Origin of the sequence: Saccharopolyspora sp. ASAGF58, from assembly GCF_012277335.1 — a bacterium.
Lineage (GTDB): Bacteria > Actinomycetota > Actinomycetes > Mycobacteriales > Pseudonocardiaceae > Saccharopolyspora > Saccharopolyspora hattusasensis.
Genome location: NZ_CP040605.1, coordinates 2,073,340 through 2,100,212, shown reverse-complemented (window position 1 = coordinate 2,100,212; position 26,873 = coordinate 2,073,340). Strand labels below are relative to the sequence as shown.

The 26,873-nt window shown below is 69.5% G+C and carries 30 protein-coding genes; 22 read left to right on the top strand and 8 right to left on the bottom strand.

All coding sequences use genetic code 11. From position 1 onward, the window contains the following. The first annotated feature begins 34 nt into the window (after positions 1-34). The 6 genes from FDZ84_RS09770 (at position 35) to FDZ84_RS09745 (ending at position 3,232) form a co-directional block, all read left to right on the top strand. Positions 35-418: a VOC family protein gene (locus tag FDZ84_RS09770; RefSeq protein WP_371812820.1), complete on the top strand. Its 384-nt coding sequence runs from the start codon at positions 35-37 to the stop codon at positions 416-418. Positions 419-508: 90 nt separating this feature from the next. After that, positions 509-913, top strand: coding sequence for a helix-turn-helix domain-containing protein (locus tag FDZ84_RS09765; protein WP_168585632.1), 405 nt, complete (start codon positions 509-511; stop codon positions 911-913). A gap of 5 nt (positions 914-918) precedes the next feature. After that, positions 919-1,572 (top strand): hypothetical protein, encoded by a 654-nt coding sequence (locus FDZ84_RS09760; protein WP_168585631.1) that lies wholly within the window; start codon positions 919-921, stop codon positions 1,570-1,572. Positions 1,573-1,621: 49 nt separating this feature from the next. Continuing rightward, positions 1,622-1,906 carry a DUF2516 family protein gene (locus FDZ84_RS09755; protein WP_168585630.1) on the top strand — a complete coding sequence of 95 codons (285 nt, stop codon included), beginning with the start codon at positions 1,622-1,624 and terminating at the stop codon, positions 1,904-1,906. 38 nt (positions 1,907-1,944) lie between these two features. Beyond that, positions 1,945-2,640 (top strand): alpha/beta fold hydrolase, encoded by a 696-nt coding sequence (locus FDZ84_RS09750; protein ID WP_246868904.1) that lies wholly within the window; start codon positions 1,945-1,947, stop codon positions 2,638-2,640. Positions 2,641-2,683: 43 nt separating this feature from the next. Next, on the top strand, positions 2,684-3,232 hold the full coding sequence (locus tag FDZ84_RS09745) for a YbaK/EbsC family protein (RefSeq protein WP_168585628.1): 549 nt from the start codon (positions 2,684-2,686) through the stop codon (positions 3,230-3,232). A gap of 41 nt (positions 3,233-3,273) precedes the next feature. Here FDZ84_RS09745 and FDZ84_RS09740 read toward each other — a convergent pair whose 3' ends face one another. Together FDZ84_RS09740 and FDZ84_RS09735 are read right to left on the bottom strand one after the other, a co-directional pair. Next, the gene (locus FDZ84_RS09740) at positions 3,274-3,543 is read right to left on the bottom strand and encodes a DUF397 domain-containing protein (RefSeq protein WP_210435496.1); all 270 of its coding nucleotides are present in this window, start codon (positions 3,541-3,543) and stop codon (positions 3,274-3,276) included. A 16-nt stretch (positions 3,544-3,559) separates the two neighbouring features. Further along, positions 3,560-4,357, bottom strand: a complete 798-nt coding sequence (locus tag FDZ84_RS09735) for a helix-turn-helix transcriptional regulator (RefSeq protein ID WP_168585627.1) — start codon at positions 4,355-4,357, stop codon at positions 3,560-3,562. Between the two features lie 279 nt (positions 4,358-4,636). Here FDZ84_RS09735 and FDZ84_RS09730 point away from each other — a divergent pair, with 279 nt between their 5' ends. Further along, complete coding sequence (locus FDZ84_RS09730; RefSeq protein ID WP_168585626.1) at positions 4,637-4,855, top strand: zinc finger protein; 219 nt, start codon at positions 4,637-4,639, stop codon at positions 4,853-4,855. A gap of 39 nt (positions 4,856-4,894) precedes the next feature. Next, positions 4,895-5,152 carry a hypothetical protein gene (locus tag FDZ84_RS09725; protein ID WP_168585625.1) on the top strand — a complete coding sequence of 86 codons (258 nt, stop codon included), beginning with the start codon at positions 4,895-4,897 and terminating at the stop codon, positions 5,150-5,152. A gap of 114 nt (positions 5,153-5,266) precedes the next feature. Here FDZ84_RS09725 and purU read toward each other — a convergent pair whose 3' ends face one another. From purU to FDZ84_RS09705, 4 genes are all read right to left on the bottom strand, one after another. Further along, a complete protein-coding gene (gene purU, locus FDZ84_RS09720; protein ID WP_168585624.1) occupies positions 5,267-6,139 on the bottom strand; it encodes a formyltetrahydrofolate deformylase in 873 nt (290 codons plus the stop codon). Between the two features lie 382 nt (positions 6,140-6,521). Next, the gene (locus tag FDZ84_RS09715) at positions 6,522-7,262 is read right to left on the bottom strand and encodes a maleylpyruvate isomerase family mycothiol-dependent enzyme (protein WP_168585623.1); all 741 of its coding nucleotides are present in this window, start codon (positions 7,260-7,262) and stop codon (positions 6,522-6,524) included. Between the two features lie 42 nt (positions 7,263-7,304). Next, the gene (locus tag FDZ84_RS09710; RefSeq protein ID WP_168585622.1) at positions 7,305-8,156 is read right to left on the bottom strand and encodes a class I SAM-dependent methyltransferase; all 852 of its coding nucleotides are present in this window, start codon (positions 8,154-8,156) and stop codon (positions 7,305-7,307) included. Then, the gene (locus tag FDZ84_RS09705) at positions 8,153-8,671 is read right to left on the bottom strand and encodes a DUF2505 domain-containing protein (protein WP_168585621.1); all 519 of its coding nucleotides are present in this window, start codon (positions 8,669-8,671) and stop codon (positions 8,153-8,155) included. Before FDZ84_RS09705 ends, FDZ84_RS09710 begins: the two co-directional genes overlap by 4 nt. Between FDZ84_RS09705 and FDZ84_RS09700 the strand changes: the two genes are divergently transcribed. Beyond that, on the top strand, positions 8,658-9,833 hold the full coding sequence (locus FDZ84_RS09700; protein ID WP_371812819.1) for a UDP-N-acetylmuramate dehydrogenase: 1,176 nt from the start codon (positions 8,658-8,660) through the stop codon (positions 9,831-9,833). The genes FDZ84_RS09705 and FDZ84_RS09700 overlap by 14 nt on opposite strands. Positions 9,834-9,922: 89 nt before the next feature. Continuing rightward, positions 9,923-10,930 carry a hypothetical protein gene (locus tag FDZ84_RS09695; protein ID WP_168585620.1) on the top strand — a complete coding sequence of 336 codons (1,008 nt, stop codon included), beginning with the start codon at positions 9,923-9,925 and terminating at the stop codon, positions 10,928-10,930. A 190-nt stretch (positions 10,931-11,120) separates the two neighbouring features. Here FDZ84_RS09695 and FDZ84_RS09690 read toward each other — a convergent pair whose 3' ends face one another. Beyond that, positions 11,121-11,867: an SDR family NAD(P)-dependent oxidoreductase gene (locus FDZ84_RS09690; protein WP_168585619.1), complete on the bottom strand. Its 747-nt coding sequence runs from the start codon at positions 11,865-11,867 to the stop codon at positions 11,121-11,123. 251 nt (positions 11,868-12,118) lie between these two features. Between FDZ84_RS09690 and FDZ84_RS09685 the strand changes: the two genes are divergently transcribed. From FDZ84_RS09685 to FDZ84_RS09630, 12 genes are all read left to right on the top strand, one after another. Next, positions 12,119-13,273 (top strand): Ig-like domain-containing protein, encoded by a 1,155-nt coding sequence (locus tag FDZ84_RS09685; RefSeq protein WP_168585618.1) that lies wholly within the window; start codon positions 12,119-12,121, stop codon positions 13,271-13,273. 302 nt (positions 13,274-13,575) lie between these two features. Then, on the top strand, positions 13,576-14,871 hold the full coding sequence (gene mshA / locus FDZ84_RS09680; RefSeq protein WP_168585617.1) for a D-inositol-3-phosphate glycosyltransferase: 1,296 nt from the start codon (positions 13,576-13,578) through the stop codon (positions 14,869-14,871). Next, complete coding sequence (locus FDZ84_RS09675; protein WP_168585616.1) at positions 14,868-15,380, top strand: YbjN domain-containing protein; 513 nt, start codon at positions 14,868-14,870, stop codon at positions 15,378-15,380. Before mshA ends, FDZ84_RS09675 begins: the two co-directional genes overlap by 4 nt. Before the next feature lie 115 nt (positions 15,381-15,495). After that, positions 15,496-16,347, top strand: a complete 852-nt coding sequence (locus FDZ84_RS09670) for a DUF4349 domain-containing protein (protein ID WP_168585615.1) — start codon at positions 15,496-15,498, stop codon at positions 16,345-16,347. 534 nt (positions 16,348-16,881) lie between these two features. After that, positions 16,882-17,313, top strand: a complete 432-nt coding sequence (locus tag FDZ84_RS09665) for an OsmC family protein (RefSeq protein WP_168585614.1) — start codon at positions 16,882-16,884, stop codon at positions 17,311-17,313. Between the two features lie 53 nt (positions 17,314-17,366). Continuing rightward, a complete protein-coding gene (locus FDZ84_RS09660; protein ID WP_168585613.1) occupies positions 17,367-18,110 on the top strand; it encodes a phosphoglyceromutase in 744 nt (247 codons plus the stop codon). Between the two features lie 262 nt (positions 18,111-18,372). Continuing rightward, the gene (locus FDZ84_RS09655) at positions 18,373-19,617 is read left to right on the top strand and encodes a cell wall metabolism sensor histidine kinase WalK (RefSeq protein ID WP_210435495.1); all 1,245 of its coding nucleotides are present in this window, start codon (positions 18,373-18,375) and stop codon (positions 19,615-19,617) included. Continuing rightward, positions 19,614-20,294: a response regulator transcription factor gene (locus FDZ84_RS09650; RefSeq protein WP_168585612.1), complete on the top strand. Its 681-nt coding sequence runs from the start codon at positions 19,614-19,616 to the stop codon at positions 20,292-20,294. The genes FDZ84_RS09655 and FDZ84_RS09650 overlap by 4 nt, the downstream gene beginning before the upstream one ends. A 519-nt stretch (positions 20,295-20,813) precedes the next feature. Continuing rightward, entirely contained in the window at positions 20,814-21,848 is a 1,035-nt protein-coding gene (locus FDZ84_RS09645) for a Ppx/GppA phosphatase family protein (protein ID WP_168585611.1), read from the top strand. Beyond that, positions 21,845-23,023: a hypothetical protein gene (locus tag FDZ84_RS09640; RefSeq protein ID WP_168585610.1), complete on the top strand. Its 1,179-nt coding sequence runs from the start codon at positions 21,845-21,847 to the stop codon at positions 23,021-23,023. The genes FDZ84_RS09645 and FDZ84_RS09640 overlap by 4 nt, the downstream gene beginning before the upstream one ends. A 49-nt stretch (positions 23,024-23,072) precedes the next feature. Then, positions 23,073-23,930: a sugar phosphate isomerase/epimerase gene (locus FDZ84_RS09635; protein WP_168585609.1), complete on the top strand. Its 858-nt coding sequence runs from the start codon at positions 23,073-23,075 to the stop codon at positions 23,928-23,930. 207 nt (positions 23,931-24,137) lie between these two features. Next, positions 24,138-24,926, top strand: coding sequence for an acyl-CoA thioesterase II (locus tag FDZ84_RS09630; protein ID WP_168585608.1), 789 nt, complete (start codon positions 24,138-24,140; stop codon positions 24,924-24,926). 299 nt (positions 24,927-25,225) lie between these two features. Here the strand turns inward: FDZ84_RS09630 and FDZ84_RS09625 are convergent, their stop codons facing one another. Further along, on the bottom strand, positions 25,226-26,854 hold the full coding sequence (locus FDZ84_RS09625) for a long-chain fatty acid--CoA ligase (protein ID WP_168585607.1): 1,629 nt from the start codon (positions 26,852-26,854) through the stop codon (positions 25,226-25,228). Positions 26,855-26,873: the final 19 nt, after the last annotated feature.

The following is a 26,873-nucleotide window of genomic DNA, read 5'->3' as shown; positions in this document are numbered from 1 at the left end:
GCGGTTGCTTCAACTGATCACGAGAGGAATGACGATGACGACGACCTTGCGATTGGCTGCCTTCGCGATCGACTGCCCGGACCCGCGGGCGCTGGCAGGCTTCTACGGGCGGTTGCTGGGCTGGGAGCTCGACCCCGAGTCCGATGACCACTGGGTCGAGCTCGTGGACCCGGCCGGCGGCGCGCCACTGGCCTTCCAGCGCGACCCGGGCTACCGCCCGCCGACCTGGCCGAGTCGGGATGTGCCGCAGATGATGCACCTGGACATCAGGGTGCAGACGCTCGCGGAGGGGCACGAGCGGGCGATCGCGGCGGGTGCGACGCCGCTGCCGCAGCCGCCCGACCAGCAGGGCGCGAGCTTCCGCGTCTACGCCGACCCGGATGGTCACCCGTTCTGCATGTGCGCCTCCAAGGAGTGATCGGAGTCTCCGGTCAGGGTGCAAGCAGTCCGCTTGCAGGAGCTAGCGCTCGTGGTTATCGTGGTTGGTGACCGGAGAGGTGCTAGCCCGATGGATCGTGTGGACAAAGCCGTCAACAAGGCCGTGAACCAAGCGGTCAGCGACCTCGGCAGCTACATCCGGGCGCAACGCAACAACGCCCAGATCTCGTTGCGGCAGCTGGCGAAGCTCGCCGGCGTGTCGAACCCGTACCTGAGTCAGGTGGAACGCGGGCTGCGCAAGCCGAGCGCGGAGATCTTGCAGCAGATCGCCAAAGGGCTGCGGATCTCCGCCGAAGCGCTCTACGTGCAGGCCGGGATCTTGGAGCGCCGCGAGAGCGGGCCGGTGGTGGACGCGATCCTCGCCGACCAAGAACTCAGCGAGCGGCAGAAACAAGTACTTCTGGACATCTACGCCTCGTTCCGGCGGGAACGCGAAACCGCGGCGGACGGGGACACCGAGCAACCCGAGGAGTAACCGCCATGCCGGCATTCCCGAAGACCGAAGACGTGACCAAGGTGCGCGAGCAGGCAGCGCAGGCCCTCGGCGAAGCCGTCGAGCAGGCCCGCACCCCGCTGCTCGCCGCGCTCGGAGCCGGCGACCTCGCCGCCCACGCCCTGCTGGAGGCGGTCAACAAGGTCCGCAGCCAGCTCAACGAGCGCGCCGAGGCCGCGCGCCAGGAACTGCCGGGCGACCTCGGCGAACTGCGCGACAAGTTCGACCCGGCCGAGCTGCGCAAGCGCGTCGACGCCTACAGCCAGACCGCGAAGCAGCTCTACGACTACCTGGCCGAGCGCGGCGAGGAGACGCTGCACCGGCTGCAGGACCAGCCGCAGGTCAAGAAGGTCTGGGACCAGGTCGGGACGGCGCAGGGCAAGGTCGAGGAGACCGTCGACGAGGTCCGCGACCTGGCCGACGACGTGCTCGGCAAGGTCAGTCGCCCGTTCGGCAAGACCGAGGAAGAGCCCGCCGAGGAGTCCAAGGCCGCCCCCAAGGCCGCGGACGAGCCCGCCGCCAAGCCCGCCGCCAAGCCTGCGGCGAAGAGCACCACGGCCACGGAGACCACTGCGCGCAAGACCACGACCAAGTCGGCCGCCGCGAAGAAGCCCTCAACCAGCAAGTCCACCGAAAGCTGACCGTCCGACCGGATGCCCGCGGTCTCGGCGACCACGTAGGGTAGACGACGTGGAGCTGGCGCTTTGGATCCTGACGATCATCTGGATTGCGGGCATCCCGGTCGGGGTATTCGCTTTCGCGCACGCGGCGCTGCAGCGCGCGGACGCTTTCACCGCCGTCGACAAGCTGAACAAGCTGGCCTGGATGGGCATCACGGGTGCCGCCGCGCTGGTGCTGATCTTCAGCATGCAGGGCCCGTACACGATCATCTGGATCGCTGGGCTGGTCGCTTCGCTGGTCTACATCGTCGACGTCCGGCCGAAGGTGAAGGAAATCCAGGGACGGTCCTGGTAGTGGGGGCTCGCTGGGCGGCGCACGGCCGCGGGTCCCCGGTGACCCTCGTCGTGCACGGGCTGGGCGCGACCGAAGGCGAAGCGCGCATTCCGGCCTCCGGCCTTCCGGGAACGCGCGTAGTGATCACGCTGCCGGGCCACGGCAGCGCCCCCGATGCGCCCCCGAGCTACTGGAACTACGCCTCGGTCGCGGCAGACGTCCTCGCCGTGGCTGATGAGGTCGAGGCGACCCGCGCCGTCGGTGTCTCGCTCGGCGCGGGCGCGTTGACCCGCATCGCCGCAGATCATCCGGGCCGGTTCGAGCGGTTGGCGCTGCTGCTGCCCGCCGCGTTGGACCGGCCTCGCGAGGTGGCCGCGACCTGGGCGTTCGAGCGGCTCGCGGCCGCAGTCGCCGATGGACCCGAGGCGCTGCGCGAGATCGTCGCCGCGGACATCCCCGCAGGCATCGAGGTCGGCGACTACGTCGACCGCCGGGCCGAGGCCTTGCTGCGGCTCGAAGACGCGCTTCGCGAACTGCCCGAGCAGGTCCCGGTCCCGGACCCCGCCGCGCTGGCCGCCGTCCGGTCGGAGGTGCTGGTTATCGGCGCCACCGACGATCCGCTGCACCCGGCCGAGGTCGCCAAGGCGGTGGCTGCGGCCTTCGCCCGTGCCCGGCTGGAGATCCTGTCCTCGTCCGCGCCGATGCTCACGCATCGCCGGGAGCTGCGTCGCCTGCTGGCGGACTTCCTGCGCTGAACCCGCGTCCGGCGAGTTCGGGCGGGTTCGTATTGTCGGGGGCATGGGTGTTGATTGGTCTGTGGCGGCCGGAACGCTGGACGTGAGCTCGGCGCTGGAGCACCTCGATCTGCTCGCCGAGCCGGTTGCGGCGGCGGTGCGCGAGCTAGACGACGAGCGGGTCGGGGTCACCGAGATCGACCCGGAGCTGGCGGACACCGCCGCGTTCTGCGAGCAGTACGGCTCGCCCCTGGAGCTGTCGGCGAACTGCGTGGTCGTCGCGGGCAAGCGGGCCGGCGAGGTGCGCTACGCCGGGTGCGTCGTGCTGGCCACCACCCGCGCCGACGTCAACGGCGTGGTCAAGCGGCGGCTCGACGTGCGCAAGGCGTCGTTCGCGCCGATGGACGACGCGGTTCGTCTCAGCGCCATGGAGTACGGCGGGATCACGCCGTTCGGGCTGCCCGCCGACTGGCCGATCCTGGTGGATCCCGAGGTGGCCAAGGCCCCGGCGGTGGTCGTCGGCAGCGGGCTGCGCCGCAGCAAGATCATCACGCCGGGCGAGATCCTGGCCCAGCTCCCGCGAGCGGAGCTCCTGGAGGGCCTAGGCCGGTGACGCTCGTGAGTGCGAAAACGGGCTCCAACCCGCTTTCGCACTCACGACCTCTGGAAGCCCCCGCCCTTGACGGCGGCAACGAAGTCGGCCCACCGAACTCGGGAAACGGTCAGCACGGGACTGTCGTTCCCAAGCTTCGAATCCCGCATCCCGACCAGGTCAACAACCTGCCCGACCTCGACGCAGCTCCCGGACTGCCCGCTGTAGTTGGACTTCTGCCAATTCTCGAAGTTCGCGACCTCGATGCAGCTCCCGTTGGCAGCCGAGTAGCTGGACTTGCGCCACCGCGATGTCCGCACGACCCTGTTCACGATGACCTCCGAAGGTCTAATGCTCGCCGATCAGTGACGTGATCAGGGCGAGTGAATCCCGCTGCGAAAGTGCAGCGTTCCGCAGGCTTTCAGCCGACAGTGTATAGGCACGCACTTTGTCCGGTTCCGGCAAATAGACCGCTGTCTCCATCAGTTCGACGTACACGACGTCACGGAACTCGTCGAAGCCCAGGAGATCGAACTTGCCGGTGAACGCAGCATGTACCCCGACGTTCGTCGGGATTACCTGAAGTGTCACGTTGGGTCGCTCGGCCATCTCGACCAGATGGCGGAGCTGATCCTGCATCGTCAGCTGATCACCAACTGGTCGGTGCAACACCGACTCCTCGATGATCGCGTGAAGTTTCAGAGAGTCCTCATCTGAGAAAAGCCGTCGCTGGCGTTCGATCCGCAGACTCACGACGCGTTCGGCGGCATCCCGCCGAACGCGCGGCGAATCTGTTGTGGCAGCAGCGTACTGAGCGGTCTGGAGGAGTGCTGGCATAACCAACGGCTCGTACGTGAAGAGTGATGTTGCAAACCCTTCCAGCCCGATGAAGGTCTGCAGCCATGGCGGCACGACATCGTGCCACGGTTGCCACCAGGCACGCTCGCCTTCCCTTGCGATCAGGGCGAGCACGTGGTCCGCATCCTTCCCAGGAACTCCGTAGAGATCCAGGAGGCGTCTGACATCGTCTGGAGACTGGTAGTACCGCCCGCTCTCCATGTTGCTGACTTTGCTCGGCGACCCGTCGATGGCGGCAGCAGCCTGAGCAATTGTCTTGTGCACCTTGTTCCGGCTGTCTCGCAGCATGATTCCCAAGAGCCAACGCAACGCTGACGAGTCTCGTCGCGGAGCCATCGAACCAACCTCCAAGGCTTTCGGTGGTTCCATCTTCTCTCCTACATGGATCTTCGCCTACACCTACCTTCACTCGTTTTGCTGAAGTGACAGTTGTAAGACGCGGCAAAATTTTTGCCGTAATTTCAGCTGGGTCGCCGGGAGGTCTCCGCAAGTTTCGTCAGAGGTTGTCGAGTGACGTCACGACCTCCCTCCCGGCTGGTTTTAAGCGTCACTGTTGAGGAGAGCTCCATGAGTGAGTACCTGACCTACATCTGGCGGCCGGTTACCGGTGGTCGGCACGCTTTTCCCATCGCTGCGAAGAAAGCTGCGTCCGGAGAGACCGTCACTGCCTACTGCAGGGTGGAAGCCGACGCGGCGGAGTTGCACGATCGGTCCGAAGTGGACTGGATTCGCGAGGAATCGTGCATGCGCTGCTGGCGCATCCTAGCCGATCGTGACCGTGCCTGATTTACCTGAGACCGCTACAGATTTCGGAAGGAATACTTCATGTTCTGGCTTCAGCTGGCCACTTTCGTCCTCTTCAACCTGCTGATCCTGGCCATGCTGGTCAGTCGCGTTCCGGTGCCCGGGTTCTCGCTGTCCGCAGCCCAACACGGCGGAGGCGGCGAAGGTGGGTACACCATCTGGCACTTGATCGCTGACGTCGAAGCCGAACGCCGCGCCGAACGGGAGCCTCCGCCGATACCGGCGTTCCCGACGCGCGACCCCGACGAGCCCACCGGCCGACACCACCTGCGCACCTGATCAATACCCCCCAAGAACGGGCCGCTGCGGTCCCCCATCCCCCGACCCCGCCGCAGCGGCCCACCCCGGTGGCCGGGCGCGAGCCTCCCCCTCCCAGCGCGCCCGGCCACCGGATCAGAAGACGACGGTGCGGCGGCCGTGGACCAGGACCCGGTCTTCGAGGTGCGCGCGCAAACCCCTGGCCAGCACGAGTTTTTCGGCGTCGCGACCCTTGCGGACCATGTCGGACACGTCGTCGGTGTGGTCGACGCGGATCACGTCCTGCTCGACGATCGGGCCGGCGTCGAGCTCCGCGGTCACGTAGTGGCAGGTCGCGCCGATGAGCTTCACGCCGCGCTCGTAGGCCTGGTGGTACGGGCGGGCTCCGGCGAACGACGGCAGGAAGCTGTGGTGGATGTTCAGTGCCCGACCGGCCCACACCTCGCACAGCTCGGGCGGCAGCACCTGCATGAAGCGGGCGAGCACGATCGCGTTCGGGTCGTGGTCGTCCACCAGCTTCCGGACCTCCTGGAACGCCGCGGCCTTCGCCTCGGGGGCCTTGGGGAACGGCACGTGGTGGAACGGGATGCCGTGCGCCTCGGTGATCGGGCCGAGATCTGGGTGGTTGCCGATCACCGCGCGCAGATCGACATCGAGCTCGCCGGAGCCGATGCGGCCGAGCAGGTCGTGCAGGCAGTGACCTTCCTTCGACACCAGGATCACCACGCGGCGTCGCTCGCCGGTGTCGGTGACCCGCCAGTCGGTGCGGCTGCCGAGTTCCTCGGCGACGGTGGTGAAGCGGCGCCGCAGCTCGTCGATGCCGAACGGCAGCGAGTCCGCCAGGACCTCCTGTCGCGTGAAGAACCAGCCGGTGTTGGTGTCGGTGTGGTAGCCGGCCTCGACGATCCAACCGCCGTGCTCGGCGATGAAGGTCGCGATGCGGGCGACGATCCCGGTGCGGTCCGGGCATCCCAGGCTGATGACGAAACGACGTTCGGAAGGGCTCACGGTCGGTCATTATCGCAGGTAGCAAAGGCCGTACCGGAAACCGGCCGCACCGTGGCACACCCGCTGGGACGCACTGTTTCACCTGGTCAGGTGCTATGAATGCTTTCGTGCGCTGGAGTGGCTGGTTTGGATGTGGCGCGGCGTTGTTGTGGGGCCGCTCGTGTCTGTTGACAGTCTGTGAAGCGCCCAGGCTCGTCGGGTGCCCTCATCGGCCGGGGAGCCCCGAACTATCCAGGGCATAGCCGGTATGAGCGAACGGAGCGTTCCGTTCGCTTCACACCAGCGAAGCCAGGTACACGCACAACGAGTTCTCAACACACGCTCCATAGCAGCCAAGCATTCACGTACTACAGCAGTGGAAACGGTGCTCCAGAGTGCGATGTCAGAGACCGGAGGTGAGGGCTGCGAGGGCGGCGTCACCGGTGACCAGGGCCGTGCTCGGGCGGCCCCAGGCCCGCCGGTACACCGCGTCTGCGGTGCCCGCCACGGTCGCGTCGACCTCCAGTGCGGCGTCCGTCGGCGCCCCGGCCAGCGGCGGCAGGCCCGGCCGGTACTCGACCAACCACGCGCGGCCCGCGTCGGGAGCGTGGTAGAGCACCCTCCCCTTGCTCTCCCGCTCCGCCCAGCTAGGCACCTGCAGCAACACGGTCAGCAGCTCGTCGATGCCGTCGGCGGCCAGCTCCGGATCGAAGATCAGCTCGTGCACGTGGTCCGGGCCGAGCCTGGCGAGCGCGTGCTCCGCGTCGAGCCGGTGGATCGCCGTCTCGTGCGCCATCCGCCGGGCCCAGGTACGCGCCGTGCCGCCGGGGAAGAACGCCCGCACCGGGCGATCGGGGTCCGAAGTGGACAGTTCGTGACGCAGCGCCGCCAGCTGGTCTTCCCACCAGGCCAGCGCGTCGTCGAACTCCGCGGGCGGACGTGGGGGTTGCGGCCGGTCGCTGTCCGGTCCCAGAGCCAGTGAGAGGCGCGCCATCGCGTACACCCGGGCGAGGTGCCGCACGAGCTTCCGGACGTCCCAGCCCGGGCAGGTCGACACCTCGGCGTCGGGACCGGCCTGCATGACGGCGCTGCGGAACGCGGCCGCCTGGTCCTGGAACGCGCGGAGGTGGAAGTCGCTATCCATGCCTCAACCGTAAAAGCTCCGAGCGTGATCGGACGAGAATTTTCAGGGCGCGATCGCGGCCCAGTCGACGGTGAGCTCCCCGAACCGCCACCGCCGCCGCCGGTCCAGCACCGGCCAGCCCAGCTCCGCGAACAACTGCGCGGCGTGCGCCCACCGGGCGCGCGGCCCGAACGGTGCCATCGGGGCCGCCTTCGCCCAGCACACGTCGAGGTCGCCCAGCATCGCGTGCACCTTCTCGCCCGGCACGTTGCGGTGGATCAAGGTCTTGGGCAGGCGCTCGGCGAGGTCCGAAGGCCGTTCGATGTCGGCCGGCCGGCAGGCGAGCGTCAGGGTCCGCGGCCCGCCCCGGTCCAACGTCACCCAGCAGCAGCGCCGCCCGATCTCGTCGCAGGTGCCCTCCACCAGCAACCCGTCCGGCGCGAGCCGGGAGCACAGCTCGTCCCACGCCTTCCACGCCTCGGGCTCGGTGTACTGGCGCAGCACGTTCAGCGCCCGCACCAGCGCGGGTCCGGGGAAGTCGCGTACCCCGGCGGCCAGCCCGGCCAGCTCGAACCCGCCGCGGCGGAACTCCAGCGCAGGCGGGTCCGCGACGAGCTTGCCGGCCGCGACCCGGTCCGGGTCGATCTCCAGCCCCACCACCCGCGCGTCCGGGCGCAGCGGCCTGAGCCGGGCCGCCAGTTCCACGGTGGTCACCGGGCTGGCGCCGTAGCCGAGGTCGATGACGACCGGCTCGGCGGCGTCGCGCAGCGCGCGAGCGACCCACGGGGTGCCTGCGATCCACCGGTCGATGCGCCGCAGCCGGTTCGGGTTGGTGGTACCCCGGGTGGGCATGCCCAAGGCGCGGGCCCGACCGGCCGCGAGCCGGGGCGCCCGCTTCTTCGGGACCGAATTCATCCCCGGCGGGCCAGCCAATCGGTGGTGAAGTTCTCCTCGTCGGACAGCAACTTCTGCACTTGGTCGACGATCAGGTCTTCCAGCTTGCCGCCCAGGAACGGCACGTTGACCCGGACGCTGCCGGACACCACGAACTCGCTGACCGCCGACCCTGCCGGTTCGGCCAGGTCGCGCAGCCACATCGAGCCGGTGATCGAGCAGGGCGCTCCGGCGATCTCGGCGGCGATCTCGCCCGTGTAGCTCCCGTCCTCCCGTCGCCGCCACGACTCGCTGCGGTCGATCTTCAGATCATCGCCGACGACGGTGCGGGCCACCGACGGCAACGCGTCGGCGTGCGCCCCCTGGCGCACCTGGAATCGGGCGCCGTCCTCGGTGGTGACGTGCTGGAGCAGCGCCGCGTTCGAGCCGCCGATCTCCGCCAGCCGGTCGGTGAGGTAATCGATGTCGATCAGCGCCTCGTACACCCGGGCGGCGGGCCACTCGGAGGTGCTCCGGTGCTCGATGCGGCGTGCCATGCAGCGGAGGTTACCGTTGGCAACCGTGAACCCCTCCACGTCCGGTGCCGAAGAAGTGCGCGACGACACTCTGTTGTCGGGCGCGCACGCCGGTGAACGCGGTGGTGACCTGCCGCTGGCCGACTACACCACGCTGCGGCTGGGCGGCCCGGCGACGGAACTGGTGATCGCCCGCCGCCCCGAAGAGCTGACCGCCGCGGTGCGGGCCGCCGATTCGGCCGGGCAGCGGCTGCTGGTGCTCGGTGGAGGTTCGAACGTCGTGGTGGCGGACGAGGGTTTCGCCGGGCACGTGGTGCGGATCGCGACCAAGGGACGCCAGTACGACAGCGTCGGCGACGGGCTGGTGCAGCTCACCGCGGAGGCCGGCGAGGACTGGGACGAGGTCGTGGCCGACACGGTCCGCCAGGGACTGGGCGGGCTCGAATGCCTGTCCGGCATCCCCGGCCTGACCGGGGCGACGCCGGTGCAGAACGTCGGCGCCTACGGCGTCGAGGTCTCCGAGCTGCTGGTCTCGGTCGACCTGCTCGACCGCAGTACCGGACGCGTGCGCACGGTCCCGGCCAGCGAGCTCGGGCTGACCTACCGGAACAGCGTGCTCAAGCACAGCGACGTCGCGGTCGTGCTGCGCGCGCGGTTCCTGCTGCGCGACGGCGGCCGGTCGGCCCCGATCCGCTACGCCGAGCTCGCACGTGCGCTCGACGCTGAACCCGGCTGGCAGGTCGACGTGGCCAGCGCCCGCGAAGCGGTCCTGGCGCTGCGGCGCGGCAAGGGCATGGTGCTCGACCCGGCCGACCACGACACCTGGAGCGCCGGCTCGTTCTTCACGAACCCGATCGTCGGCGCCGACGAGCTGCCCGAGGTGCTGGCCCGCATCGTCGCCAAGGTCGGTCCCGACCAGCGGATCCCGCAGTACCCGGGGGACGACGGCCGGACCAAGCTGTCCGCGGCGTGGTTGATCGAGCGGGCTGGGTTCGTCAAGGGGCATCCGGGCCCCGTCGGTCGGGTGAGGTTGTCCACCAAGCACACCCTCGCGCTGACCAACCGCGGCGCCGCGACGACCCGCGACCTGCTACTTCTTGCGCGTGAAGTTCGGGACGGAGTACGCGTGGCCTTCGGCGTTTCGCTGGCACCCGAGCCTGTGTTGGTGGACTGTTCGCTGTAGCAGCCGAAGAGCCGAACGGCCGTAAGAGTGACTCTTCGTGACTGATACGTAACCCTGAGTGTTAAATGGTGTAGGTGGAGGGGGCCACCATGCTGAGCATCAGGGAGCTTAGAGACCGGGCGGTCATACGTCCGATCAAGCGGGCGGTCGAGGACCAGCTCCTGGACCTGCCCGGGGTGACTGCCGTGGACATCGGTGTGCAGCACCGCGCGGGAGAGCCCACCGGTCAGCAGGTCATCGTGGTGTCGGTGATCCGCAAGATTCCGCGCGAGCAGCTGGGCGCGGGCACCTGCGTCCCGAGTGACATCTTCGGCATCCCGACGGACGTCATCGAGGAGCAGCCGGTCCTGCAGCACATCCACTGCGCCCGTGACAAACCGCTGGCGTCGTGCCAGCCGCGCAGCGAGCGCGCCGGGGTGGTGCGTGGCGGCAGCGGGATCGTGCCGTGCCGCGCCGTCCACCTGTCGCCGCCCGCGGTGCCGAACGCCGGCGAGTACCGCCGGATCGGCACGCTCGGGGCGATCGTCACCGGCACCTCGCCGACGGTGGTGCCGATGGGGCTGACCACCTTCGACGTGGGTTGTCTGGACGACGCCTGGGCGGTGGGCGACCGGATGGCCGACCCGGAGGGCGGCCGGATGCACACCGAGCTGGCGCGGGCGGCGCTGTCCGGCCGGGTCGACGCGGCCGCGGTCGCCATCGCGCCCGGTTCGGAGACGTCGTGCGTGGTCGACGGCATCGGGCCGGTCACCGGGCACGCCACGGCCTACCCGGGCGAGCGGGTCCGCAAGAACGGCTTCGGCACCGGCGTGACGGTCGGCATCATCACCTCGGTCGATGCGACCGTACGACTTGACCACGGCGAAGCCCTGGGCGTCCGGGTGCTGCGGGAGCAGATCCGCATCACCGCCGCGGACCTGCGGTTCTGCGGTCCGGGGGACGCCGGGGCAGCGGTGATCGATCCGGGCGGGCGGATCATCGGCCTGCACGTGGCGGGCAGTCGGGGTGGCGCGTTCGGTTTCGCCAGCCCGATCGCCGATGTGCTGGCGGAGCTCGACGTGGAACTCTGCACCGAATACCAACGGATCCGCGTCTGAGACTGAACTGGTGAAGGGCACCTTCGACCTGCCAAGTCGGGCGGATTCGACGGATCTCGAAACCCATCACATCCCCGAAGTCCGGGTGTTGCGACAACCCCTAGAACCGAAGACCGGAGTTGCAACGAACCCTTGAACCCGCCCCTTCGATTTCCATTTGAAAATTTGAAATTGCGGACGGTCTGGTGGGTCACTCGTGGCGGTGCATTCGGGTCGCCGAGTGCTGGTCGCGTGGCTTGACCTCGATGTAGTCCAGGTTTACGTGCGATGGGCGGGTCACCACGAAGGTGATGATGTCCGCGATGTCGTCGCTGGTCAGGGGCGTGATGCCCTGGTAGACCGTCGCCGCGCGCTCCTTGTCGCCGCCGAAGCGCACCTCGGAGAACTCGGTCTCCACCGCACCCGGCGCGACCTCGGTGAACCGCACCGGCTCGCCCAGGTGCTCGCCGCGGAGCGTGCGGTGCAGCGCACCCTGGGCGTGCTTGGCCGAGGTGTAGCCCGCGCCGTTGTCGTAGACCTGCGAGGCGGCCACCGAGGTCACCGTCACCACGTGCCCGTCGCCGGAGGCGATCAGCTTGGGCAGCAGCGCCTTGGTGACCCGCAGCGTTCCGAGCACGTTGGTCTCCCACATCCAGCGCCAGTCGTCCTCGTCGGCGGCGGCGATCTTGGCCAGGCCCTTCGCGCCGCCGGCGTTGTTGATCAGCACGTGGCATTCCGGAACCTGCGCGACGAACGCCGCCACCGAGTCCGGGTCGGTGATGTCCAGTGGCAGCGCGGTGCCGCCGATCTCCTCGGCCAGCTCGGTCAGCCGGTCGAGCCGCCGGGCGCCCAGCACCACGCGGAAACCGGCGGCGGCGAGTTGGCGCGCGGTGGCTGCGCCGATGCCGGAGCTCGCCCCGGTGACCACGGCCCAGCGACCTGCAGAGTTTGTGCTCACGTCTTCTTCCTCCCGGGAAACGGCCGATTGCCCGCTCCCATCCGACCACGTCCGGTCGGCGCACGTGGACGGCGGTTTCGGCGGGGGCTCTCGTTCGCCCCACGATGTGACACGACACACTGGGGGCTCAGGACATCTTTTCCGCCCCTCGAGCGTCTCTGGGTACGAGGGGTCATTTTCCGACGACGGTCCTTGCGTTCGGGGCAAAGGGACGGTCGTGCGGCAATTTCAGAAGGGATCGGGGTCAGAAGGTGAGTGGTTCCAAGCTGCGGTCGCTGTGGGCTGCGCTGGCGGGGGCTTTGGCTGCACTGCTGCTGATTTCGGGCTGCGGTTCGCCCGCGCCGCAGGATCAGGAACCCGCGGACCCGGTAGCCAAGGTGACTTTCGAACCGGGCGTCGGTGCGGGCGAGGTCAACCCGACGGCGCCGATCAAGGTCACCGTGGACCGCGGCAAGTTCGACTCCATCGCGCTGACCAACGCCGACGGCAAGCAGGTCGCCGGCGAGTTGTCCAAGGACGGCAGGACCTGGCAGGCCACCGAGTCGCTCGGCTACGGCAAGAGCTACTCCTGGTCGGGCCAGGCCGTCGGCGAGGACGGCCAGCAGGTGCCGGTGCAGGGCCAGTTCAGCACGCTGCAGCCGAAGAAGACGGTCCGCGCCACGATCAACCCGACGGACAACGCCGAGGTCGGCATCGCGATGCCGATCAGCGTGAAGTTCGACGAGCCGGTCAAGGACAAGGCGGTGATCCAGCGCGCGCTGACCGTGCAGACCTCGGTGCCGGTGGAGGGCTCCTGGGCGTGGCTGTCGGACCGGCAGGTCGACTGGCGGCCGAAGGAGTACTGGCCGGCGCACACCCACGTCAGCGTGAACGCCAAGCTCTACGGCCAGTCCTACGGCGACGGCGCGTACGGACTGGCGGACCTGAGCACCGACTTCGACATCGGCCGGTCGCAGATCGTGAAGGCCGCCGTGGGCACCCACCGGCTGGTCGTGATCCGGAACGGCCAGCAGGTGGCCAATTACGCGGCGAGCTACGGCGAGGAGTACGACCCGGGCCGGAACACCCCCAACGGCATCTTCATGGTCATGCAGAAGAACCCGGTGGAGATCATGGACAACCCCCGGTACGGGTACCACGACGTGCGCAAGACCTGGGCGGCTCGCTTCTCGAACCACGGCGAGTTCATCCACGAGAACCAGGAGAACGCGGCCGCGCTCGGCAAGGTCAACAACTCGCATGGCTGCATCAACCTCAGCGCGGCGGATGCGAAGGCGTACTACGACAGCGCGCTGATCGGCGACCCGATCGAGGTGACGGGTTCGGCCAGTTCGATGCCGCCGCAGTTCGACGTCTACGACTGGCTCCTCAGCTGGGACCAGTGGACCAAGAAGTCGGCGCTCTGACGCGAGGTTTCAGCAGGTGGGTGCCCGTGAGCGTTTGTGGGTGCGATAGCCCCCAGAAACGCTCACGGGCCGGTCGACGGCGGTGTGAGTAGCGCCACCCGGGGCCGTAGGGCCGTCCGGTTCGGCGGCCCCAGGGCGGTAGCGTCGAGCGTCGGCCCGGACGGGGTCGTGAGCAGTGTGACCACCACCGCCCGCGAATGTCGTGGTTTCGGCACCGTGGCGGGAATGTTTCCGCCACGGCGGGTGTCGGGGTTGACGTGCGTCCGAAAACTTCGGGCCGACCGGCTTGCGATGGGCAGCAGATGACCTCCAGAACGTTACGCATGCGGCCACGCCGCGCCGCCGTCTTCTCGTTGCACACCTCCCCGCTGGAGCAGCCGGGCACCGGCGACGCCGGGGGCATGAACGTCTACATCGCGCAGACCGCCAAGCGGCTGGCCGATGCGGGTACCGAGGTCGAGATCTTCACCAGGGCGACCTCGTCAGACATCCCACCGATCGCGGAGCTGGCACCCGGGGTCCTGGTCCGGAACGTGGTCGCCGGCCCGTTCGAAGGGCTCGACAAGAACGACCTGCCGTCGCAGCTGTGCGCCTTCGCCGCCGGTGCGCTGCGGGTGGAAGCCCGCCACGAACCCGGCTACTACGACATCGTGCACTCGCACTACTGGCTGTCCGGGCAGGTCGGCTGGCTGGCTCGGGAGCGCTGGGGCGTCCCGCTGGTGCACACCGCGCACACTCTCGCCAAGGTCAAGAACGCCAACCTCGCTGCGGGCGACAGCCCTGAGCCGCGGGTCCGGGTGCTCGGCGAGGAGCAGGTGGTCGCCGAGGCGGACGTGCTGGTGGCGAACACCGAGTTCGAGGCAGCCGACCTGATCACCCGCTACGGCGCCGATCCGGACGAGGTCGTGACGATCCCGCCCGGCGTCGACCTCGAATGCTTCACCCCCGGCGACCGCCAGGCCGTCCGGGCCGGGCTGGACCTGCCGCCGGACGCCGTGGTGCTCGCCTTCGTCGGCCGCATCCAGCCGCTGAAGGCCCCGGACGTGCTGCTGCGGGCCACGGCGGAACTGCTCGCGCGGCACCCGGAGTTCCGCGATCGCCTGGTGGTGCTGGTGGTCGGCGGGCCGTCCGGCAGCGGGCTGGAGCGCCCTCGGGCGCTGCAGGAGCTCGCGGTGCAGCTGGGCATCACCGACGTGGTGCGGTTCCTCCCGCCGCGCAACGGTGTCGCGCTGGCCGACGTGTACCGGGCGGCCGACGTCGTGGCGGTGCCGAGCCACAACGAGTCCTTCGGGATGGTCGCGCTGGAGGCGCAGGCCTGCGGCACGCCGGTGGTGGCGGCCGCCGTCGGCGGCCTGCCGGTCGCGGTCGACGACGGGGTTTCCGGGCTGCTGGTGGACGGGCACGGCACCGGGCAGTGGGCGGACGCCCTCGGCTCGCTGGTGCTGGCGCCGAAGCTCCGCGCCCGGCTGGCGGCGAACGCCCCCGCTCACGCCGCGCGGTTCTCGTGGGAACGCACCACCGAGTCGCTGCTCGACACTTACGCGCAGGCGAAGATGGCCTTCCACGCGCAGTTGCGCATCCGGGAGGTGACGGCGTGAGCGTCGATGAAATAATAAAGTCCACATTGGACGCCAGCGGGCTGGAGTACGCCTCGAAGGGTGCGGGGCGGTTCTTCGTGACCCTGCCCGGCAGCAAGAAGCTGCAGACCAACTGCTGGCTCATCGTCGCCGAGCACGCCTTGGTCGTCGAGGCGTTCGTGTGCAGGCAGCCGGACGACGCTCACGAGGACGTGTACCGGTTCCTGCTTCGCCGCAACGCCCGGCTCTACGGCGTGCACTACACGATCGACGGCAACGGCGACATCTACCTGGTGGGCCGGATCGGCCTGCACGCGGTGACCTCCGACGAGCTCGACAGGGTGCTTGGCCAGGTCTTGGAGGCCGCCGACGGAGACTTCAACACCCTGCTGGAGCTCGGCTTCGCCACCGCCATCCGGCGCGAGTGGGGCTGGCGCGAGTCGCGCGGCGAGTCTCTGGCGAACCTCCAGCCGTTCCGGCATCTGGTGGAACGCGACGGCCCGGTCCAGCCCCTCCACGACCGGCCGTAGGGCCAGGCATCGCCGCTGATCCGCATGAGCTGACCGGCTTCGTCGCCCTCGGTGCAACCGGAAGATCGCTCTCCGCCGTCTCCGTCGTGTTCACACCGACGCGGAGGAGCACGGAATGGGCAAGCGGCGATTATGCGGGCGGGTCGTGGCGGTGGTCGCGCTCGGGTTGCTGGGTGGATGTTCCTCGGGGGCGGGGGATTCGGCGCTCTCGGCCGGAGATTCGCGCGCCGTGGCGCCTGCCGCCCCGCAGGAGCGCAGCGCCTCGGGCAACGCCGACGCGACGTCCGACGACACGCAGCGCAAGGCGATCGGCCAGCGCGAGGTGATCCGCACTGCGGAGCTGGACCTCGAGGTCGACGACGTCGAGCGGGTCGGCGCCGAGGTGCGGCTGCGCAGCGAAGACGTGGGCGGCTACCTGCAGCTGGAGGACGCCTACCGGTCGGGCACGACGATGACGGTGCGAGTTCCGGCGGAGCGGTTGGACCAGGTGCTGGGCGAGCTATCCGCACTGGGGCGGGTCACGGCGCGCAGCCAGCAGACCCAGGACGTCACCGACCAGCTCGTCGACACCCGGAGCCGGATCGATTCGCAGCGCACGAGCGTGCAGCGGCTGCGCGTGCTGATGGACCGCGCGGCGACGGTCGACGAGATCGTGTCGATCGAGAGCGAGCTGACCTCGCGGGAAACCGAACTGGACTCCCTCGAACGGCGCGCGGCGGCCCTTTCCGGCCAGGTCGAGCTGGCCACGGTCACGGTGCGGCTGGAGCGCCCGAACGCGGTCGCCGCCGACGACACGGGCTTCGTGGCGGGACTCTTCGGCGGCTGGCGGACCTTGTCGTCGATCGGAGCGTTCCTGCTGACGGCCTTCGGAGCGGTCCTGCCGTTCGCCGCCGTGCTCGCGGTACCGGGAACGGCGGCCTGGCTCCTGCGCCGCCGCCTAAAGGCCCTCCGCAGGCCCAGCATCTGACCAGAGCCCGCAAGTCCCGTGCGCGTTTCTCGGCGCGATAGCCCCAAAAACCACTCACGGGTCCTGGCCTAAAAAGAGGGACCGCGCGGGGCGGCTCGGGAGAGAGGGGGAGTCACGAGCACGAGCCGCCCCGCGTGGGGGTCCCGCTGCGGGCCGGTGGGCGGGGGACACCCTGGGCCCGGCGGGGCGCGGCTCTTTGGGGGATGTGAGCCGCGCGGACGCTCTCGCGAGATCGGGGAGTGCGTGGGAGCCGATCAAGGAGAGCGTTGACAACTTCGCAGAGTCCGGCAGCGGCCACAAGACCGCCGCATTCCTCCATTAGTGTGATGTTTTCGGCGAAAAGTAACGCATAGGAGTCGAAAGGCCTTCGTTTCGTGAACGTGGGTGATTGTCGCCACTTTCGTGTCACGGACCTGCGGTGATCACATAACTGTCGGGTGAAGCGCACAACGAAAACTGCGGATCGCTGCGCGCTGCGGGAGGGTGTACGCGGCGGAGGGGAGCGGCCTCCGCGCACCGATGAGGAGCGGCGAGATGACCGATCGCAACGCCACCACGCAGTGGACCGGAGACCTCAAGAACGGTTCCGGCACCGTCACCCTCGACTCGTCCAACGTCGGCGAGTTCCCGGTCACCTGGGCTTCCCGCGCCGAGGACCCCGACGGGCGCACCAGCCCCGAGGAGCTGATCGCCGCGGCCCACTCGGCCTGCTACTCGATGCAGTTGGCCGGTCTGCTCACCGCGGCAGGCACTCCGCCGGAGCGGATCGACACCAGCGCCGAGGTCGGCTTCGGTCCGCGCGGCGAAGGCTTCGCCATCACCGGGATCGCGCTCACCGTGCGGGCGAAGGTACCGAGCATCGACGCGGATGTGTTCCACCAGACGGCCCTGAAGGCCAAGGAGATCTGCCCGGTCTCGGCGGCCCTCACCGGGACCACGATCACCCTCGACGCCGTCCTGGACTGAGGCGGCCGCCACGCAGGACAAGTCTGGAAACAGGGCTTATATAGCCTGGGGTTATGACTGCGACCCTGGTGCTGCTGCGGCACGGTGAGAGCACGTGGAACGCCGAGAACCTGTTCACCGGCTGGGTGGACGTCCCGCTGTCGGAGAAGGGCGAGACCGAGGCGAAGCGCGGCGGTGTGCTGCTGCGCGAGAGCGGGGTGCTGCCGGACGTGCTGCACACCTCGCTGCTGCGGCGAGCCATCTCGACGGCGAACATAGCCCTCGACGTCGCGGACCGGCACTGGATCCCGGTCCGCCGCGACTGGCGACTCAACGAGCGCCACTACGGCGCGCTGCAGGGCAAGAACAAGAAGCAGACCCTGGAGGCCTACGGCGAAGAGCAGTTCATGCTCTGGCGCCGCTCCTACGACACGCCGCCGCCGGAGATCGAGCTCGGCAGCGAGTTCAGCCAGGACGCCGACCCGCGCTACGCCGACCTCGGCGCAGGCCTCCCGCGCACCGAGTGCCTGAAGGATGTGGTGGCCCGGCTGCTTCCGTACTGGGAGTCGGCGATCGTGCCGGACCTGCGGGCCGGCCGGACGGTGCTGGTCGCCGCGCACGGCAACTCGCTGCGCGCCCTGGTCAAGCACCTGGACGGCATCTCCGACAGCGACATCGCGGGCCTGAACATCCCCACCGGCATCCCGCTGCGCTACGACCTCGACACCGACTTGAAGCCCACCAACCCGGGCGGCACCTACCTCGACCCGGAGGCCGCCGCCACCGCCGCGGCAGCCGTCGCCAACCAGGGCCGCTGACCCGAGCGGTTCTGCGATGAGGAGCACCCGCGACCGATCAACCGGATCGCGGGTGCCCTTCTTTCCGCACCTAGATGGGTGATGGGTGGCGAGAATTCGCCGGGGTGGCGAACGGAGCGCGACGGTCGACCGGGCGGTACGTGAACTGGCTCCCAGCAGGGAGTGAAGCAGAGGTGAAGAAGCCCCCTTTTCGTGTCGCGGGTATCACTGAACGCCCTCGTAGACTGGCCTTTCCCCACCCCGGCTTGCTTACGATGCTGACGTGACCGCATTGGGCTGTACCGCCCTGATCATTGGCGCGCTCGTACTGGGCGCGGTCGGCGGCTTCGTCGCAGCTCGGGAATCCCGGCGTCGCGCCAGGCCCGAAGGCCCGACCGTCGCCGAACTGCTCCAGCGGCTGGTGCACACCAGCGACAGCGGGGTGGTCGTGCTCAACAAGTTCGGCGACGTCGTGCTGCACAACCCGCGGGCCGACGAACTCGGGCTCATCCGCGACCACCAGGCCGACCCCCGTGCCCGCAAGGCCGCCGAACGGGCCCTGCTGGCCGGTGAGTCGGTGCCCGTCGACCTTTCCCCGCTTAACCGAGCAGGCACCGCGCTGCGCGGTCGCGGTCCGGCCGCGGTGCTCGGCGAGGTGCGCCCACTCGGCGACGGTTTCGCCGTCGTCGACGCCGCCGACGAGTCCGATTCGGTGCGCCTGGAGGCCACCCGCCGCGACTTCGTCGCGAACGTCAGCCACGAGCTGAAGACCCCGGTCGGGGCGCTCGCGCTGCTCGCCGAGGCGGTGCTGGACGCCGCCGACGACGCCGGCGAGGTGCGGCGGTTCTCCACCAAGATCCTGCACGAGTCGACCCGGCTCGGGACGCTGGTCTCCGAGCTGATCGCGCTGTCCCGGCTGCAGGGCGCCGAGCGGCTGCCCGAGCTGACCACGGTCGACGTCGACGCCGTGGTCGAGGAGGCGCTGGGCCGTTGCCGGCTGGCCGCCGAGTCGGCCGGGATCGAGATCGCCGTCGACGAGCCCACCGGCTACCTGCTGGACGGTGATCGGACCCTGCTGGTGACCGCGCTGAGCAACCTGATCAACAACGCTGCGTCGTACTCGCCGCCGGGCAGCCCGGTGTCGATCAGCCGTCGGCTGTCCGGCGACTTCGTGGAGATCGCGGTCACCGACCGGGGCATCGGGATCGAACCCGAGTACCACGAGCGGGTGTTCGAGCGGTTCTTCCGGGTGGATCCGGCGAGGTCCCGCGCCACCGGTGGCACCGGGCTGGGCCTGGCCATCGTCAAGCACGTCGCCGCGAACCACGGCGGCGAGGTCAAGCTGTGGAGTCGCACCGGTACCGGCTCCACCTTCACACTTCGCGTGCCCAGGCACGGCACGACCGACGGCCAGCCGGCCACAGCAGAGCCGGTGACATCAGCGGACCGCGCGGCGGGCAGTGCCGCCCGCTCCGGGACTGAAAGTGCGGACGGGGTCGCAACCGTCGAAACGGGAGGAGTCCGGTGACCAGGGTGCTGATCGTGGAGGACGAGGAGTCCTTCGCCGACCCGCTTGCTTTCCTGCTGCGCAAGGAGGGCTTCACGGCGGCAGTCGCCGCGAACGGGCCGGAGGCGTTGGACGAATTCGACCGCAACGGCGCGGACATCGTGCTGCTCGACCTGATGCTGCCCGGTATGAGCGGCACCGATGTGTGCAAGCAGCTCCGCCAGCGCTCGTCGGTGCCGGTGATCATGGTGACTGCCCGGGACAGCGAGATCGACAAGGTCGTGGGCCTGGAGCTCGGCGCCGACGACTACGTCACGAAGCCGTACTCGGCGCGGGAGCTGATCGCGCGGGTTCGCGCGGTGTTGCGCCGCCGCGGCGAGGCGGAGGAGCTGCAGCCACAGGTGCTGGCGGCTGGGCCGGTGCGGATGGACGTGGAGCGCCACGTGGTGACCGTCGACGGTGTCGACGTCAACCTCCCGCTCAAGGAGTTCGACCTGCTGGAGTACCTGCTGCGCAACGTCGGCCGGGTGCTGACCCGCGGGCAGCTCATCGACCGGGTGTGGGGCGCGGACTACGTCGGCGACACCAAGACGCTGGACGTGCACGTCAAGCGGCTGCGCTCGAAGGTCGAGCCCGATCCGGCGGACCCGCGCTACCTGATCACGGTCCGCGGCCTCGGCTACAAGTTCGAGGGATAGCCGAGCCGACAGCGGCGAGGACATCGCGCAGTCGGAACGAGCCCCCAGGGACGACCCTGGGGGCTCTTCTGTGCCTCGAGGTGCTGGTCAGGCAGCTTCTGCGCGCGCCGACTCCGGTACCGCCGGACGTTCGGCCGAGTGTGGAGCGCTGATGATCAACCGATCGGCCGATGTCGGCGAGCTGATCGGCCAATGTGTGGATTCGGGCGGAATGGGCAATCTTGATGCCGTGAACCAACCGATCTCGAACGCCACCGCAAGCGTTCCGCACCCGACTCAGCTTCCCGCCGCCAGATCGGCACGGAGATTGGCTTCCGCGCCGACCGGAATTCCGCCGCCGGTCGACGTGCACGCAGAGTGACAGAAGGGTTCGACAGTTCGAGGAGGTGAGGTTGGCCGCGTGACGTGACGCACTACTGCCGTGGTCGGCCAGGTCTGCGGCGTGCGCGGGGACGTCGAGTAGGCCGTTTGTTGCCCACCTCGCCCCCGGCCACGTGCGCAGCCGGTAATTTGTCGGGCATGCGCCTAGGGGTGCTCGACGTCGGATCCAACACGGTCCACCTGCTGGTGGTGGACGCGCATCGTGGTGCCCATCCGACCCCGATGACATCGGAGAAGACTGTGCTGCGGCTGGCCGAGCGGATCGGTTCGCACGGCGGTCGGCTCGCGGAGGAGGACGCTGTGGAGCTCATCCGCACCGTCGCCGACGCGCAGGAGGCGGCGATAGCGGCCGGTTGCGAGGAGCTGATGGCGTTCGCGACGTCGGCGATCCGCGATGCGGACAACGCCGCCGAGGTGCTGGCTCGGGTGCGCGCCGAGACCGGCATCGAGCTTGAGGTGCTGCCCGGCGAGGACGAGGCCCGGTTCACGTTCCTGGCGGCCCGCCGGTGGTACGGCTGGTCGGCGGGCAACCTGCTGATGCTCGACATCGGCGGCGGTTCGCTGGAGATGGCGGTCGGCATCGACGAGCAGCCCGACCTGGCGGTGTCGCTCCCGCTGGGGGCCGGTCGGCTGGCCCGCACTATGCTGCACGACCCGCCGAAGCAGGACGAGGTGAAGAAGCTGCGCGAATGGCTGCAGGGGCAACTGGCGCCCACTGCGAAGCGGTTCCGCAAACTGGGGCGCCCGGACCGCGCGGTGGCCAGTTCCAAGACGTTCCGGTCGCTGGCCAGGCTGACCGGCGCGGCGCCGGCTTCCGCGGGACCGCGGATGCCGCGGACCCTCACCGAAACCGGCCTGCGGCAGCTGCTGGCGTTCATTACCCGGATGTCGTCCTCCGATCTGGCCGCGCTCGATGGGGTGAGCGGCGCGCGGGCGCACCAGCTGGTGGGCGGCGCGCTGGTGGCTGAGGCCGCCATGCGGGCGCTGGAGCTGAAGGAGCTGGACATCTGCCCCTGGGCGTTGCGGGAGGGTGTGATCCTGCGGCGACTGGACCACACCAATGGAGACGGTCACACTGCCATTCAGGCCCGCGAAACGCTCGGGCTCGCGGAGGCGGGGTCCGCGAACGGAACTGGACGCCAGACGCGGCACGGGGCACGGTGGGAGCGATGAGTCGGGACAGCGGGGCCGATCAGCCCACCCAGCGCACCGTTGCGGAGCTGCTGGCCGAATACGGCGGCAGCTCGCAGAAGAGTTCCCGGCGTCGGCGTCGGCGCGCCGAGGACCCGACCGAAACCGCACCGCAGGCGATCATCGACCGGGTGCTGTCGGACAGCGGTCAGCTGCGCGCCGTGTCGCCGGACGGCGAGCCGCCGCAGCGCCGCAGCCACCGTCCAGGCGCGCCGAACACGCCGGGTCCGCAACCTCCGGCACCGCAGCCTCCAGCACCGCAGCCTCCGGCACCGCAGCCTCCAGCACCGCAGCCTCCGGCCGCTCAGCCGCCGACCGCACAAGCACCACAATCGGCGCCGCCTGCTGCGCCACCCGCTCCGGAACCCGCGCCCGCCGAACCGGCAGTCGCGCAGGAGTCCTCCGGCGCGAGCTACTGGGCACAGCGGTTCGCTGGCGCGGGCAAAGGCAAGGGCAAGGGCAAGACACCGGCCCCGCCGACCTCCGCGGTCCCGCCGGAAGGCGACGCCGAGGTGACGATCCAGCAGCCCGCCCTGCGACGCCCGGCACCGCAGCAGGACGTGCCGCCTCCGGTGCCGCCCGCTCCTGCGGCTCCACCTGCGGCTCCACCGAAGCCCACCCCGCCGGAGGGCGTCACGGAGCAGCTGCCGCGGGTTCCGGTCCCGGCCGAGCCCGACGCGGAAGGCACGGCTGTGCTGGCCTACCCGCAGCCGCAGCAGGTCCAAGCGCAGCCGCAGCCGGAGGACCAGCAGGCCGAACCGGAGGACCCGTACGACTTCGATTCCTACGACGAGCCCGAGGCCGAGTTCGTCGAGGACGAGGACTACGACCCCGAGCTGCCCGCCGGCCTCGACGCGGACGATTACAGCGAGGAAGAGGAAGAGCCCGCCTCCGCGGGCAAGGTGTGGGGCACGCTGGTCCTGCAGGGCGTCGCGGGCCTGGTCGGCGGCGGGCTGGTCTGGGTCGGCTTCCGCTGGTTGTGGGGTACGAACGCGCTGGCCGCGCTGGGCGCCGCGCTGGTGATCACCGGTCTGCTGGTGTTCATCGCGTGGAAGTTCCTGCGCACCAACGATCTGCAGACGATCCTGCTGGCGGTGCTGGTCGGCTTGTTCTGCACGGTGTCCCCAGCGGCGCTGCTGCTGTTCAGCCACTCGTGAGCCACCAGCGCGCCACCACCCACGCACCGTCGGTCATGCTTGGCAGGCGATGACAGTGCAACCGCCACCGCGTGAGGACGTTCCCGGCCGGATCCCGGTCGGGTTGTCCACCGCGTCGGTGTGGCCGCAGCCGGCGAGGGCGGCGTTCGAGATGGCCGCGGACCTCGGCTTCGACGGTGTCGAGGTGATGGTCTGGGCGGACGCGGTCAGCCAGGACGTCTCGGCGCTGCATCGGCTTTCCGAGCGGCACGGAGTGCCGATCCTGGCGATCCACGCGCCGTGCCTGCTGATCACGCAGCGGGTTTGGTCGCCGGAGCCGGAGGAGCGGTTGCGGCGGGCCGTGGTGGTGGCCAGCGAACTGGGCGCGTCGACGGTCGTCGTGCACCCGCCGTTCCGCTGGCAGAAGCGCTACGCCGAGCGGTTCGGCGAGCTGGTCGCGGAGCTGGAGGAGACCAGCGGGATCGCGGTCGCGGTGGAGAATATGTTCCCGCTCCGCCCGCCGAGCACCTTGAACCGGCTGCGCGGCGGCAAGAGCAGCGGGTTGTCGGCGTTCAAGCCTTCGCCGGACCCGACGGAGGTCGGCTACCGCAACTACACGCTCGACCTGTCGCACGCCGCCGCCGCGCACGTGGACGCCATCGACCTGCTGAAGCGGATGAAGGACGGCCTGGCGCACGTGCACCTGGCGGACGGGACCGGAGCGCCGCGGGACGAGCACCTGGTGCCAGGGCAGGGCAATCAGCCGTGCGCGGAGGTGTGCGAGGCGCTGGCCGCCGACGGGTACAGTGGCGCGGTCGTCCTGGAGATCAACACCCGCAAGGCGCGGAATCCCCAGCAGCGCGCGGCGTTGCTGTCCGAGGCCCTGCTGTTCGCCCGGCTCCACCTGGAGCCGCTCCACGCGACCTGAGGTCTCAGGGCCCGTGAGCGCTTTTCGGCGCGGTAGCACCCGAAAGTGCTCACGGCCGTCGGATTCTCGTTCCGCGCGCACGCTTTCCGGTGGTCGGACCGGCTAACCGATGCCTAGTGATCAACTTCTCCGAAGGTCACTAGAATCGGTGACCATGAACCCGTTGCGCGCATCGGCTGCCGAGCGCTTCCGTCCGCTGGACCGCACGTGACCGAGGTCCTGGATCCCTTCGCGGCGGCCACTTCGGTGCGCCCGCTCGGCGACGGCACCTTCGTCGCCAGCCTGCATCCGGAGTGGGCCGTCGGAGAACGCCCGCACGGCGGTTACCTGCTCGCGCTGCTAGCCCGCGCTCTCGGCGACATGACCGGGCTGGCGCCGTTGTCGGTCAGCGCGCAGTTCCTGCGCCCGCCCCGGGTCGGCCCGGTGCTGGTCCGGACCGAGGTGCTCAAGGTGGGCAAGACGGTGACGTCGGCCCGCGCGCTGCTGGAGCAGAGCGGCCGGGTCTGCGTGGACGCCACGGCCACCCTCGGCAAGGTGCCCGAGACGGAGCCGGAGTGGTCGGATCTGCCGGACATGCCGGTGAATCCGCCGTCGACCGCGATCGACCTCGCTGCGACGGAGGCCCGGAAGTTCTTCGCACTTTCGCGGGTCTGCGACATGCGGCTGGACGCGAACACCGCGGACTTCCTCAACGGCGGCACCGGCGAGCCGCGGCTGCGGCTGTGGGTCAAACCCCGCGAGGCGCAGCCGGACCTGCTGTTCGGGCTGGTCGCCGGGGACCTGACGGTGCCGGTGACGCTCAACCTCGGCCGGTTCGGCTGGGCGCCGACGGTGCAGCTCACCGCCCTGCTGCGGGCGCACCCGGCGAACGGCTGGCTGCGGCTGCTGGTGGACTGCCGCGCGGTGCACGGCCAGTGGTTCGACGAGGACATCACGGTGGTCGACTCGGTGGGCCGCCTGATCTGCCAGGCCCGCCAACTCGCCATCGCCCCCTGATCCCCGCAATTTCCATTGAAATTGGACATTCGATTTCAATGGAACTTGCGGACCTCCGGCGTGTCGGGCGACGACACGCCGGAGACTGTGGACAACTCCCGCAAATTCAATGGAAATTGGACATCTGATTTCCATTGAGCTGGTCATACACAAGTCCGGGATCCCGGAGTCGAGAAGGCCGCTGAGGTTCCGCCACTCGTTCCGCCACTCGTTCCGCCACTCGTTCCACCACTCGTTCCGCCACTCGTTCCGCAACGCAAGAAGCGGTTGGAAAAGCTCAATTGAAATCGCGGGGCGCATCAGGTGAGGTTGGTGACGTCGAGCTGGCCGTCGGCGTGCTGCTTGCGGAGGCGCTTCTTGTCGAACTTGCCGACACTCGTCTTCGGCGCCTCCGGGATGAACGTCCAGTACTCCGGCAGCTGCCACCGCGCGACCTTGCCGGCGAGGAAGTCGCGCAGCTCGGCCGCGTCGACCTGGTGGCCGTCGCGCAGCACCACGGCCACCAGCGGTCGCTCCGACCACTTCTCGTCCGGCACGCCGATGACTACCGCCTCGGCAACCGCCGGGTGCCCCATCACCTTGTTCTCCAGATCGACCGACGAGATCCACTCGCCGCCGGACTTGATCACGTCCTTGGCCCGGTCGGTCAGCTGCAGGAACCCGTCGGGCGTGATGTACCCGACGTCGCCGGTGCGCAGCCAGCCGTCGCGGAACTTCTCCGGGTCGTCGTCGCCGTAGTACGCCCCGGCGATCCAGGGCCCGCGAACCTCCAGCTCACCGACGCTCTCGCCGTCGCGCGGCAGCACCGCACCGTCGTCGCCGACCAGCCGGCCTTGCACCCCGGTCGGCAGCCGCCCCTGGCTTGCGCGGTAGGTCCAGCGGTGTTCCTCGGTGGCATCCACCGGCGGTCGGGCCACGCTGCCCAGCGGCGACGTCTCGGTCATGCCCCACGCGTGCAGCACGACGATGTCGTACTTCTCATGGAACGCCTTCATCAGCGACGGCGGGCACGCCGCCCCGCCGACCACGACCTCTCGCAGGGAGGACACGTCGTGCGGGTCGGACTCCAGGTGCTGCAGCACGCCCTGCCAGATCGTCGGCACGGCTGCGGCCATCGTCGGGCGCTCCGCGGCGATCATCTTCAGCAGCGGGTCCGGCTGCAAGAACCGGTCCGGCATGATCATCGTCGCGCCGACCATGAACGCCGCATACGGCAGACCCCACGACATCGCGTGGAACATCGGCACGACGGCAAGCGACCGGTCCGACTGCGAGAGGGCCATGCCGTCGGTCATGCACACCTGCATCGAGTGCAGGTAGATCGACCGGTGCGAGTAGACGACGCCCTTCGGGTTGGCGGTGGTGCCGGAGGTGTAGCACATGGCGGCTGCCGAGCGTTCATCGAGCTCCGGCCAGTCGAACTCGTCCGGCTGCCCGGCCAGCAGCTCCTCGTAGCCGTGCACCGCCACCCCGGCCGGTGCCTCCAGCGCGGCCTTGTCGCCGCCCACGACGATCACGTGCCGCACCGTCTTCAGCTCCGGCAGCAGCTTCTGGAACAACGGCAGCAGCGTCGAGTCGACGAGCACGACGTGGTCCTCGGCGTGGTTCGCGACGTAGATCAGCTGCTCGGGGAACAGCCGGATGTTCAGGGTGTGCAGCACCGCGCCCATGGCCGGCACCGCGAAGTACGCCTCCAGGTGTTCGGCGTTGTTCCACATGAACGTGCCGACCCGCTGGTCGCCGGTGACACCGAGGCCGCGCAGCGCGTGCGCCAGCCGCGCGGTCCGGCGGCCGACCTCCGCGTAGCTGCTGCGTCGCGCCCCGTCGCCGGTCCAGGTCACGACCTCGGCGGACGCGCCGTGCGGTCCGCTGCCCTGCTCGAGGATCCGGGCGATCGAGAGGGGGCTGTCCTGCATCGTGCTGAACATGATCAGGGCTCCTTCAGGC